Origin of the sequence: Streptococcus pluranimalium (assembly GCF_047785705.1) — a bacterium.
Taxonomy (GTDB): domain Bacteria; phylum Bacillota; class Bacilli; order Lactobacillales; family Streptococcaceae; genus Streptococcus; species Streptococcus pluranimalium_A.
In genome coordinates this window covers 16,600-29,871 of the sequence record NZ_JBLOJV010000011.1, presented here as the reverse complement: position 1 = coordinate 29,871, position 13,272 = coordinate 16,600, and the positions used below count along the sequence as shown (strand labels likewise).

8 protein-coding genes and 1 pseudogene are annotated in these 13,272 nt (G+C 40.7%); all 9 read right to left on the bottom strand.

Annotated elements, in window-relative coordinates:
- Positions 1 to 20: 20 nt before the first annotated feature.
- On the bottom strand, positions 21 to 1,793 hold the full coding sequence (locus ACMZ6Z_RS04425; RefSeq protein WP_416131397.1) for a PTS mannitol-specific transporter subunit IIBC: 1,773 nt from the start codon (positions 1,791 to 1,793) through the stop codon (positions 21 to 23).
- 133 nt (positions 1,794 to 1,926) lie between these two features.
- The gene (glmS, locus tag ACMZ6Z_RS04420) at positions 1,927 to 3,738 is read right to left on the bottom strand and encodes a glutamine--fructose-6-phosphate transaminase (isomerizing) (RefSeq protein WP_416131396.1); all 1,812 of its coding nucleotides are present in this window, start codon (positions 3,736 to 3,738) and stop codon (positions 1,927 to 1,929) included.
- Between the two features lie 186 nt (positions 3,739 to 3,924).
- Positions 3,925 to 4,482: a signal peptidase I gene (gene lepB, locus ACMZ6Z_RS04415; RefSeq protein ID WP_416131395.1), complete on the bottom strand. Its 558-nt coding sequence runs from the start codon at positions 4,480 to 4,482 to the stop codon at positions 3,925 to 3,927.
- 206 nt (positions 4,483 to 4,688) lie between these two features.
- On the bottom strand, positions 4,689 to 5,849 hold the full coding sequence (locus ACMZ6Z_RS04410; protein ID WP_416131424.1) for a serine hydrolase: 1,161 nt from the start codon (positions 5,847 to 5,849) through the stop codon (positions 4,689 to 4,691).
- Between the two features lie 251 nt (positions 5,850 to 6,100).
- Positions 6,101 to 7,099 (bottom strand): dihydroorotate dehydrogenase, encoded by a 999-nt coding sequence (locus ACMZ6Z_RS04405; RefSeq protein ID WP_416131394.1) that lies wholly within the window; start codon positions 7,097 to 7,099, stop codon positions 6,101 to 6,103.
- 113 nt (positions 7,100 to 7,212) lie between these two features.
- Positions 7,213 to 8,487, bottom strand: a complete 1,275-nt coding sequence (locus ACMZ6Z_RS04400; RefSeq protein ID WP_416131393.1) for a uracil-xanthine permease family protein — start codon at positions 8,485 to 8,487, stop codon at positions 7,213 to 7,215.
- Positions 8,488 to 8,838: 351 nt separating this feature from the next.
- Positions 8,839 to 10,266: an NADP-dependent glyceraldehyde-3-phosphate dehydrogenase gene (locus tag ACMZ6Z_RS04395; RefSeq protein WP_416131392.1), complete on the bottom strand. Its 1,428-nt coding sequence runs from the start codon at positions 10,264 to 10,266 to the stop codon at positions 8,839 to 8,841.
- 165 nt (positions 10,267 to 10,431) lie between these two features.
- A complete protein-coding gene (locus ACMZ6Z_RS04390) occupies positions 10,432 to 11,061 on the bottom strand; it encodes an ABC transporter ATP-binding protein (RefSeq protein ID WP_416131391.1) in 630 nt (209 codons plus the stop codon).
- A gap of 1 nt (position 11,062) precedes the next feature.
- Positions 11,063 to 13,085 (bottom strand): annotated as a pseudogene (locus tag ACMZ6Z_RS04385) (DUF1430 domain-containing protein).
- Positions 13,086 to 13,272 lie beyond the last annotated feature (187 nt).

The window sequence follows — 13,272 nt, the reverse complement described above, 5'->3', positions numbered from 1 at the left end:
TGATTAGGTTTTGATAGTCATTATTTAATCATTCTATCGACCATTTTGTCATATTCTGGTGTTGTGACAAGGCTATCAACGGCTAACAGCTGAGCGTTTGGTGCGGCTGAACGCACTTCTATTTGATGGGCTATTGTTGTAACAACCAGAATATTCTTTGCATTGAAACGATCGAGTTCAGCGAATGTCGCTTTTGATATGGGAATACCAACTTTTTTATTTTTAAAGATGGCAGAAAGGGTGGCTCTTCCCATTGTTGCTGAGCCTTCAGCTTTTCCATGGGCAAAGACAACTTCATCAATTTGATTCAGGTTAACTTTTTCGTCTGAAGACGTCACTGGTTTTTTAGATGTTGACATAGCAACGACTTCTTCTTCAGTTAACAATGAAACAATTTCATCGTATTTTGGTGTTGCCAAGAAATTACCCACTGACACGTGTGCGGCGCGTGGTGTACGTTGGTAAGCACGTGGTGTTAACTCTTCTTGAGTCACAATCAAGGTGCGGTCAACATCGGTAAGATTTGAAATAGCCTTATTTGTAACAGGAATATTAAGCCCTGCTTTTTTCACCTTATCGCGAAGGATTGAAGCTCCCATTGCTGAACTACCCATACCTGCATCACAGGCGAAGATAATTTGATCAATACTTTTAGCTGAGATATCTTCTGTGGTTGGTGCAGACGCTGTTGAAGTTGATTGACCTTTAGATTGAGCCTTAGCAGCTGCGGTTGCTGCTTGAGCTTGTTCTAAGTCATTAGCAGTAGATTTGTCTGTTTTAAGGATTACAGAAGCAACTAAGAACGAAGCAACTGTTGCAGCCAAAACACCAGCAAGGACAACTAAGTGTGGTCCAAATCCTTTAGGAGCCATTGCCATAATCGCAATGATTGATCCCGGTGACGATGGTGATGTCAATCCAGCTCCAAGAAGTTGGAAAGTGAAGGTACCAGTTACACCTCCTGCGATAGCTGCTAAAAACATAGCAGGTTTCATCATAACGTATGGGAAATAAATTTCGTGGATACCACCAAGGAAGTGAATGATTGTTGCTCCCCATGATGATGATTTAGCAGAGCCTTTCCCAAAGATACCATAGGCAAGAAGGATACCAAGACCAGGTCCAGGGTTTGCTTCAAGAAGGTAAAGAATTGATTTACCAGTAGCTGCAGCTTGTTCTGTACCAAGCGGTGTAAAGATACCATGGTTAAGCGCATTGTTTAAGAAGAGAACTTTAGCAGGTTCGATAATGATATTTGCTATTGGCAAGAGTTTAGCAGCAACGATTGCTTGAACGCCATCACCAACCCAACCCGTTAAACTTGCAACAACAGGTCCGATGGCAAAGAATGCGATAAGAACTAAGCCAAAACCAATAAGACCAGCTGAGAAGTTATTTATCAACATTTCAAAACCAGTTGGGATTTTTGATTGGAATTTTTCATCAAATTTTTTGATGAGCCATCCTCCAAGTGGTCCCATAATCATCGCACCAATAAACATAGGAACTGTAGAACCAGCGATTGCCCCAAATGTTGCGATGGCACCTACAACACCACCACGTTGAGCATAGACGTTGTAACCACCAGTATAACCAATAAGAATGGGAAGTAGATAGGTCAACATTGGACCTACGACCGTAGCTAATTTTTCGTTTGGTAGATAACCAGCTTCAATAAAGAGTGCTGTGATGACCCCCCAAGCGATAAATGCCCCAATATTGGGCATGACCATATTAGAAAGTGAAGTCCCAAGTTTTTGGATTTTCACTTTTAACGATGATTGTTGTTCCATAAGAACGCCTCCTAATTTTTTTACTCACTAATGATATCATTAAAGCGTTTTCTGTCATACTCAAATTTTGACACAATTTTTGTGCCAAAAAAATGCCTGACACAAATCAGACATTCTTTATCACTTCCTTAGCTTACTCAACTGTCACAGCTTTTGCAAGGTTACGTGGTTTATCAACGTCAAGCCCACGCTGAAGCGATGCGTAGTAAGCAATTAACTGTGTTGGAATGACCATACCGATAGTTGCAAGGAATGGGTGAACTTTATTGACAACAATGTCATCACCGTCACGTTCTAGCCCTTCTTCGACCACAGTAAGAACATTTGCGCCACGGGCTGCGACTTCTTGGATATTACCGCGAGTATGCGCTGCGACTGACTCACTGGACGATATCAAACCAATAACTGGTGTGCCATCCTCAATCAATGAAATCGTACCATGTTTCAACTCACCAGCAGCAAACCCCTCACATTGGATGTAGGAAATTTCTTTCAGTTTTAGCGATGCTTCCATTGCAACATAGTAATCATTACCACGACCGATATAGAAAGCATTACGAGTTGTCGAAAGAAGTTTTTCAACTTTGTCAGCAATCATATCTTTTTCAGAAAGCGTCGCTTCGATAGATTGAGCAACTAATGATAACTCATGTATCAAGTTAAACCCAAAGGCTTCTTCTTTGCCGTTGGCTTCACCAACTGCTTTAGCTAAGAAAGCAAGGGCAGCAATTTGAGCGGTATAGGCTTTTGTGGAGGCCACTGCAATCTCAGGTCCAGCGTGAAGTAACATTGTGTAGGTCGCTTCACGTGACAAGGTTGACCCAGGAACATTTGTCACGGTCAAGCTTGGAATCCCCATGTCATTTGCTTTGACAAGAGTCTGACGGCTATCAGCTGTTTCTCCTGATTGACTGAGCAAGATGAACATTGGTTTGTCACTAAGCAGTGGCATATGATAAGCCCATTCAGAGGCAATACCAAGTTCAACTGGAGTGTCGGTTAGGTTTTCAAGCATTGCTTTTGAGGCAAAACCTGCATGGTATGAAGTCCCTGCTGCAAGGATGTAAATACGGTCGGCCTCTTGCACAGACTTAACAATATCAGAATCAATATTTATCTTTCCTTTGCTATCAGCATAAGTTGACATCAATCGGCGCATAACCGTTGGCTGCTCATCGATTTCTTTCAGCATGTAAAATGGGTAAGTTCCTTTACCGATATCTGACAGATCAAGTTCAGCGGTGTAAGAATCACGCTCTATTTCGTTGCCATCATAGTCAGTAACTGTTGCTGAATTTTTGGTTATGATAACCAACTCTTTGTCGTGAATTTCCATGAATTCCGACGTTTCTCGAATCATGGCCATGGCATCTGAACAAACCATGTTGTAGGCATCACCCAAACCAATCAAAAGTGGTGATTTGTTTTTAGCCACATAAAGCCTACCAGTATCTTCAGAATCAACCAAGGCAAAAGCATAAGAACCCTTAATAATTGTCAAAGCTTTTTTAAAGGCTTCTATAACAGACAAACCATCTTCTACGAATTGTCCAATCAAATGAACAGCAATTTCAGTATCTGTTTGACCGTTTAAGTCATGACCAGCAAGGTACTCTTCTTTGATTTGAAGGTAGTTTTCAATAACCCCATTATGCACCAAAACAAAACGCCCAGTTGCTGAGGTATGTGGGTGAGCATTATCTTCAGTTGCTTGACCGTGAGTTGCCCAACGGGTGTGACCAATCCCTGTACTACCCGTCACATTATCTCCAATTTTGGCACGCAAATCAGCAATGCGTCCAACTGACTTGACAAGATGTGATTGCTCAGCATCAGCAACATAGATACCTGCGGAATCATAACCGCGGTATTCCAACTTTTCAAGACCCTGCATCAAAATATCTGTTGCATTACGATTTCCAACAACTCCAACAATTCCACACATATATACTTACCTAGTTGCTATTAAGTAACAACTATTCTTTCTATTTCTTTTTAAATCGGTCTATACCTTGTCATGTATAAACAAAGACACACCTAGTATAAAATGTTATTACAGGAATGTCAACGATGAAATTGGTATAGACATAAACAAAGAGACCAGGACTTCTGTCCCAGCCTTTATCTGCTATTACTGCGTTTCTAAAAAGCCAAATGACTCAAAGGGAAGGAGTTTAAAGGTTAGTACCCCTTTAATATCACCCTGCTTTATAAGACCAAATGTTCGACTGTCTTGTAGGTTTTGACGATTGTCATTCAAGACAAAATAGTGATGGTCACGTTTCTTGGTTTTGGAGGGCTGACTAGCAAGTCCAAGGTTAAAGTCCATCGTAAAGTTGGATTGATGGTTGGTCTGAGTGTGATAGGCTGCTTTTAAATCCTCAATATAAGGCTCAGCTTTGACCACTTCATTGATATAGAGAACATCATCCATAGACATGACCTTGTCATCACCTTTAGCTATAACTCGGCTGATATGCCTTTTACCATCAATAGTGTAGACAATAAAATCATTTGGCTTAGGCTTTTTTTGTTTGGTATAAATCAAAACATCACCTGCCTTCAAAAAATGATTGGCATTAGCCCGGGTCACTTTAAGAGGGACGAGGTAATTTTTACCAATAACAAAAAGTCCCACCATCAATATAAGGCTTATTATTATATACCGCATTAAATCACGCTTTACCATCAATCATATCTCCTTGCTTCATCTATTATAACACATTTACCAATAAAATAGAGAGAGCAATTACCTTATTTCAACGACGATTTTCTGCTAATAACAGCTTTTCAAATGGTTGAAATACGCAAAAAGCTAGAGCCTACTGCTCTAGCTTTGGTCATAAGAAATATCACTCTTAATAGATTTAAACGTGTCTATATCTTCTTGATAAATTACCTTTTTAAGAAGATCAGATAAGCTATTAAAATGAGCATTAAACTGGTCATTAGAACAATCACAATCACTAAAAAATAATTGAAACGATTGTGAGAAGAAATTTTTTTAGGCTTAGCGACTGCTTTAGCTACCTCTTTAGGGGACTCGGTCTTTTGGTTTGAAATCGTCTGAAACTCTGTCCCTGCTTTTTTCTCTTTAAGATATTGAGGGTAATCCTTGAAGCCCTTGGTTAAGAGAGCGTTAATAAAAGGATGACGATAATACTCACCATTTTGATCCCTCCAATCCCCAACTCCCATGACAACCGTAATCAAGCGAGTATCCCCTTGCTTGGCAGTCACAATGCCATTAAAAGCAGCACTAGGACTTGATCCTGTTTTCAAGCCATCAACGCCTGTAAAGGCGTAATCACTACCTGGAAGAGAGTGATTGTAAGCTGTAAAGGTTTCTTGGTAGGGCGTCCCTGTCATAATACTGATTTCTGGTGTTTTGGTGTAGGATAGAACATCAGGGTATTTTTTCAAAAAATGATACACCAAGATGGCTAAGTCTTTAGCTGTTGTGATATTATGCGCTTCTAGGTCATAATCTTTTGGTTGATAGTAACCCTGAAAAGCCCTAGCAACAGCCCCACTAGCATTATAGAATCGTGTATGAGTCATACCAAGTTCTTTGGCTGTTTGATTCATTTTTCGGATAAATGCATCTGCGTCATTTTTAGATAAATAATTAGCTAAAACGATGGTACTAGCATTTGAAGAAGGAACTAAGGTCGCTATGATCAAATCCTTGATGGGATAAGCAACGCCTGCCACTAGATTGTTATTGCTAATTTCATAAAGCTGACTAATGGCTTCATCAGACGGTGTCGCTGTAATCGTATCTGTCAGGCTTAAACCTTTTTCGGCCATGTGCTCATAAAACAGATAAAGGGTCATTAACTTTGACAAGCTAGCAGGATCTCGCTCCAAATCAATCTGATCTCCCCATAAAATATCCCCAGAGTCAGCATCAATGACAATCGAAGACTTTGGAGCATTTTGAGGATTGACCTCATAGCCAGCCTCTTTAGCAACCTTGACAATATCACCACGAACCTCAATCGCTTTTACCTTGGTCGGAAAAGTAAATAACAAACACACGAGGACTATAGGCAACCACTTTTTCATTTTTTCTCCTTTTCTTGCAAGCATTAACATGATTTAAATTAAAATATGTTAGAAAAACGTTCCTTATTAGTCTATCATGCTTTTTTCTAAAAGTCTATGCTCAACAAGCAGGTCTATATGACATATGCTTAAAAGGATTAAATTTCCATAAAAAACTGCTCTAACGCCCTTTTGAACGTTCCCTTTGCCTTTGATGATCTTACCTGATGATGTGTTCTCTTCACTCCTACCCTTTTAAATTAGGATAAAATTTCAGCAAAAACCTTGCTTCCTTTAACTCCAAGAGCTGTAGCAACACCAACAAAATCTGCACCAACAGCCTTCATACGTTCAAAACTTGCACAATCGTTAACCCCTCCAACACCAATCAACTGGATATCCTTCAGCTGGTCATGATTGTCAAATAGCTGACGTAGGGTATAGACATTTCCTAAGGAAAGGGCATGGATGGCAGTTCCTGCTAGACCACCGATACCAGAGCCATTGCTTGAATGGAGAGTAGGTTGATCTCCTGTCATCACTAGAGAAGACCCCAAGGTATTTGTCGTTGTCACAAAGGCCAACGGCAGACTTGGGAAGTCTGGGTTCTTAGTGGCTTCTAGCAAAGCTGACACCAACTCATCATACTGGTCTTGATAGGTAAATGGTGGCGTTTTGATCCCGATGGGCAAACCTCTATCCACTCCAGTAGCTTTCTGATCAAGTATTTCTGATTGCAGAGCACTCAAGTAAGGCACTAGGTCTTCGGAATGATAGGCAGGTGACACCTCTCCAGGAAGATTAGGACAAGAGAGATTGATTTCCATAGCTAGAGGCATCTTAACCTGATCTTGCTTAGCCGAAATACTGCGATAAGCCTCAGCAACATCTTCTGGCGTACCAGCTACCGAGATAATAATGGGCTTAGTCAACTGATTAGCTTCTTGCTCATCAGAGATGATTTGCACAAATCCTAAACTAGTTTCCAAGTTATTAGGGCTAAGACCAATGGTATTAAGACTAGCTGTCTGCTGACTGGTCGCATCTTGAGTATTGACACTAGCTACCTGATGCTTAGTGCTATCAAAGAGCACATACTGATTGATTTCCCAATCATGTGGGTAGGGAGTAAGCATCGAAGTTCTTGTCGTAATAGCTCCTGTATGCTCACACGCATAAAGTTCTCTAAGATTATCCAACTCAGAGCACCAAGGGCAGGGAGTATTCAGAAGAGGTGGATTGATAAGCAAACGTTTCATAAAATGTCCTTTCTTTTAGGGCTATGGCAGATCAGAGTCTGCATCTGTCACAAATCATGTCAAAAAAGTAGAGAAAAACAAGCCAAGCTACCTTACTTTTTTGTCAAAACAACTCAGTCTTCCTTAGGCAAAATCAGATTAAGAACCACACCAACAATGGCAGCCAAGGCTGTACCTGAAATCAAAAGACTAGAGCCAATCTGAAGAACCGCACCTCCTAGACCTAGAACCAGCATCACAGAGGCGATGACTAAATTCCTAGACTGGTTAAAGTCCACACGATTACGAATAAGTACTTTTAGACCATTACTAGCAACAACTCCATAAAGGATAATAGACATACCGCCCAAAACCGCTGAGGGAATAGTGGAAATTAAGGCTGTGAATTTGGCACAAAAACTGATAGCAATCGCAATAAAAGCTGCATTACGGATAACCGAAACACTAGCAATACGCGTCATACCAACAATACCTGTATTTTCGCCATAAGTCGTATTGGCTGGACCACCAATCAAAGCAGAGAAAGCTGTGGCAATCCCGTCACCTGTTAGGGTGCGATGAAGACCAGGAGACTTGAGGAACTGACGTCCTGTAATCTCTCCCAGCACCATATGGTCTCCGATATGCTCAGCAATAGTCACAACGGCGATTGGAAGAATAGCCAGAGCTTCTGCTCCGAAATAAAAGTGATAACTACCGAAAGAACGAATGCCTGTTTTGAACGGAAGACTAATAGTCGGTAGGGCAAACCATGCTGCCTCCTTAACTGGCGTAAAGTCTACCAACCCTAACAGTGCAGCAGCGATATAGCCACAGACAATGGCGATAAGAAAAGGAATGACCTTAACAAATCCCTTACCTTTGGTCTGAATCAAGACTGCTACTGCTGCACTAATCCCAGCAACTAACATGTGACGCCAATCACCATCCTTAACAAAACCCGCACCCGTAACGGCTGTATTGGCTAAACCTAAACCAATCACAATAATCATAGGGCCGATGACGATAGGAGGTAAAAGCCTATCAATCCATCCCGTTCCTGTCTTGGTGACAATGATAGCCACCAAGACATAGATGAGACCCACCAAGATAATACCTGTCTGAGCTGCTGAAATATCGCCTCCCATCTGCTCCTTGGCAAAAGCCACCGCAGAAATATAAGCAAAGGACGACCCTAAATAGACCGGCACGCTAAAACGAGTGGAAATCATGTAAATGAGTGTTCCAATCCCAGACGCTAAGAGGGCTGTTGACACCGACATCTTCAATAAAAGTGGTACCAAAATCGTTGCTCCAAACATGGCAAACACGTGCTGCATGCTAAGCAGAAGCCCCTTGCCCAGTTCAGGGCTTTCATGAATATCCAACAATAATTTTTTCTCTGCCATAGTTTCTCCTTCTTTTGGCAGGCCTCTTTATCTAAGACAAAAAGGCCTCAGTTTGATGTGAAACGAGACCTTGGTATTCGCGTATGTGAAAAAACACTGTTTTTCTCTTAATGATTCGTTTATCGCTATCAAGTCTGAAAGCAACCTGAAGTCAGATAAACCAACACTACTATCGAAGTCCCTTAGTAGGCTCACGGGCCTACCTTAAAAGTCCTTATTTCTTAATCTATTATACTTATTTTTTATCAAATTGCAAGACTGACATCACTATTTTTTGGAAAGTTAAGAACCTATCCTTAGACAATGTCAGCATTGCAAAAATCGTCCTAGTCACTAGAACGATTTTTCACTTTATTTAATATCAAAAACAACAGACTTAATCGTCGTCATGGCTTCAATAGAGTATTTAACCCCTTGTGTACCAGCACCTGATTTTTTAGCTCCTAAGAATGGGAAATTATCAGTACCACGTTGCGTTTTATTATTGATATGCACCGTACCAACCTCAAGTTGTTCTGCAATTGAGAAAGCAAGTGGGAAATCGTTAGTGAAGATAGAAGCTTGGAGACCGTATTGAGATTTGTTTGAAATCTCAATAGCTTCTTCAACAGATTTAACACGAATAATCGGAAGCACAGGGCCAAATGGTTCTTCCCAAGCTAGTTTCATGTCAGATGTTACCTTGTCAAAAAGAATTGGACATATTAGATTACCTTCACGTACGATATCCGTTTTAGCTTCTGCACCTTTTTCAACAGCATCATTCACAAGTCCTTCAACAAAGTCTGCAGCACCAGTATCGATAAGCGGTGTGATATCCGCGTTATCTTCGGGGTTACCAATGGTTAATTTAAGAACTTTTTCACGGATGATTTCAACAAGCTCATCAGCAACTTCTTCTTGTACAAGAACACGTTTAACTGCTGTACAACGTTGACCTGAGTAACCAAAGGCACCATCAACAATATTTTTAGCTGCAACTTCGAGATCAGCATCTTTAAGAACGATAGCTGAGTCTTTGCCACCAAGTTCAAGCATGATTGGGCGCATACCAGCCATTTTACCAATACGTTCACCGACTTTTGTTGAACCCGTAAAATTAATAAAGTTAACAGCCTCATGTTCAACAATATAATCACCGATAACTGAACCACGGCCAGTAATCGTACTAAACACACCAGCTGGAATACCTGCTTCAACGAATACCTCGGCCAATAGTAAACCTGAAATAGACCCTTGTGTTGGTGGTTTAAGCGCAACAACATTTCCTGCAATTAAAGCCGGAGCAATTTTTGAACCAGCCAAGTTCACTGGGTAGTTAAAAGGTGAGATCGCGAGAACTAATCCAAGAGGTTCGCGACGAACAATAGCAATTTTTTTCTTGCTGGCTGCATCAAAACTGCCACCTTCAAGAACCTCACCTTGTAGACGAACACCTTCTTCTGCAGCGTAACGAATGATAGCTGCTGTACGAGTGACTTCGCTTACTGCAGCTTTATACCCCTTTGCTATTTCTTTTGAGAGCACTTTGCCAATTTTTTCAGCATCACGCTCTAAAATATCCGCTACCTTATGAAGATATGAAGCACGTTCTACATAAGAAAGTGCACGCCATGCTGGTTGGGCAGCGCGAGCAGATTCATAAACATAATCAACATCCTCTTGGCTCATCGCAGGTATCGTTCCTAATTCTTCTCCTGTGGCTGGCGCGTATATTTTAATGTCATTATCGGATAATCTCCACTCTCCATTGACAAGATTTTTATATTGTTTAGACATTTTTCTAACTCCTTTATATTTGGTATGTTTTCTATTCTAGCACTTTATTTAAGAAATTCAATTTTTTGCTACGTCAAATCAAGACAATCGCTAAACACAAAATATCTTAGTCTCTTTTGTTTCTCTATTTCAATTTAGGTCATTTCCAAACTCTAAAGGATACCCTTATAGATCAGACGTTTCAATAATATTATCAGCCATCTCCCAAATTGCCGGATTATGTGTTGCGATAATGATTAGCCTATTATCATCTCGAAGAGACAGTAAAATCTCCATAATCAACTGAGAGGTTGCTGGGTCTATTGAAGCTGTTGGCTCATCTGCCAGAATAAAGGGTGGATTCTTTAAGATAACTTTTGCCAAGGCAACCCGCTGCGATTCTCCGCCCGATAACTCAAAGATGCGCTTATCTAGGTCAAGATAAGACAGGCCGACCTGTTCTAAAGCCTGCTTCTGCCTCAACCGCTGTTCCGACCGACTCAACTTTTGACCAATGAGACCTAGCTTAAGGTTTTCTTCAATACTTTGGTTTTCAATTAAGCCAAAGTTCTGGAAGAGGTAGCCTAATTCGTGACGGAAAAAATCACTCGATTTATAATTGGCCAAGTCTTTACCTCGGTAAAAAATCGTCCCATCATAAGATTCTAATTTCCCAATCATGTTCATCAAGGTTGTTTTTCCGCTACCACTTGAACCAATTAAGGCATAGACTTTTCCAGCCTCAAATGTCATTGAAAGATTCGAAAACAACTCTCGTTCTCCAAAAGATTTACTCACCTGTTTAAGTTCAATCATCTTAACCTCCCTTCAAAACAAGCATAGACATCTTGTTTTCTTTCTGCATTTGGACATGTAACTGTAAAAGAGATAGACCAGTAAAGAGTAACAAGACTAAGAAAGCAACTACTATCTCTACTTGAAGAAATACACTCGCAACAAATCCCAGTAAAAACACACCCAGTTGAGCCAAGAGATAAGTGCGATGGATTTCTAAGAACCTGAGACCTGCAATGCGTTTGATAAAAATGGCACGTCTAAATTCTTCAAAGTAGAGCCTATTCATGGTGTTAAACAACAAGATTGAAGTTGCAATCCCAAGCACAGCTCCTGCTAGCATTACCCAACGTTCCCTCTTGATATTATCCAATAATGTGATGTAGTTGTGGTAACCTGTTTGCATTTCTGAGACCCAATTGTCAATGCCTTGTCTCTGGATAAGCTCCTGGGCATCAGACAATTGATTAAAGAGCACATAGTTCTGTACTGCGTCTAACCAAAACATAATGGACTGTGGGCCAGTTGATTGGGGTGTTACAACAATGATGATTGGATCTTTCAAAAACTGCTGGTAAGAAATAGGGGTCGTATTATACACAAAACGATTCTGACCTGATTCCAAATAACCTACCGTCGCAGTCATCGGTTGTTGCTCTTCTTGACTAGACATGCGGCTGGTTAAGTCGTCTTCAAAAATAGACTTGTACTGCTCTTCCTCTGAACGGAGGTGTTCAGGTAACAATAAGACAAACTCTCCTACATCAAGGTGATTCATCTTTTGCTCAATGGTTGTATCTACAGGAATGTTTTGACGCTCCAAGTATTGCGGTGTGACGATAAGACTATTCCCATTCGGGCTGTAATCGTGCCATTCTGTAGAGGTTGTCAAGTTTTTAGAGGAAGCCATGCCATTTTGCATGATACGATCCATTAACTGGTGTCTGGATAAGAAGGCCTTTTGTTCTGAAACGGCCTGATCCATTAATTGGTACCAAGCTCGGAACTTCTTTTGAGCCTGATCATCAAGCCCCTGTGTCATCCCTTCACGACTAGTCGCTAGGATAGTCAGCTGTCTTTCCTGACTCCAGGCCTCTTGTCCTAGCCTATACTGCTGCCAAGCTTGGGAATACTTTAAGCTACTTCCTATTCCCAGCGTCACAATAATAACCGCTAATAGTTGACCGATTAAAATCAAACTAATGATGCCTCTAACAGGTACTTGCCCTTTTATAATCTGCATCAGGTGTACCTTTTTTATCCCAACTGCGAAAAGTTGAGCGAAAAACAGGGAAATCAACAACAAGAGGAGATTATAGCTGAGCAAGCCTGCCCCTATCCCCTATGGTCATCAGGGATTCCTTTGGAAGTGACAGGATTTTTTGCAAAATAATAGTGACTATGGCAGCCGAACCAAAATCAATCGCTATCCCTTTCAAATCCTCAACAACCGGTCTAAGGAAAATGGGCCACCGTCTCTCCCCTGAAATCAGGCGAATGCCCGACGACCGTAACTGGCTAATTTGACTAATTAAGGTCAATGATCCGAAGGTTAAAAAGAAAATCAATAAGCCTATTGACTGAAATCCGTTATTAAAGATAGACATTAAAGTAGATAGTTTAGACGGAATCGTCAGGTGCATGTTTGTCAGGCTAAGTTGACTTAGTTCCCCCCTTAGTTGGTGAATATCTAGGTGTCCATCAAATATAAAATAATTCGTTTCAACACTGCTACTTTGAGCGTCTTCAAGCTTTCTTTCCTGAAGACCATCAGGCAACTTTCCTGCCCCGAAGGTCGTATAAGAAAAAGCTGTAGTGCCTTCTGAAGTTATCTCTTGATGTTGAATCGCAATAAAACTATCCGTTTCTTCTGCTAGTTTTTCCAATCGTGCTGCAACTTGCTGATAAGTTGTCTCAGGAGAAGAATCAAGTACAGCAACGTTAGGGTAATAATGGGAAACATAGGTATCACTCCAAATGGTAAATACCCAAACAAAGAACAAACTAACTAGTAAATTAGATAAAAGGATAAATAGTTTTTTCATAGCGAGCCCTCGTGATGTGTTAAATAGACAAGAGTTACGTTACAGAAAAAGATAATAGTATCTGTTAGATACTAAAAATGACTTATGGCTAAGCGTTGCCTCTGCCTTACTCTCAACCATTCAAAATCCTAGCGCTGTTTTGAAAGCGCTTTTGTTGTTGATTATAGACTAAATGTCACTATTAATC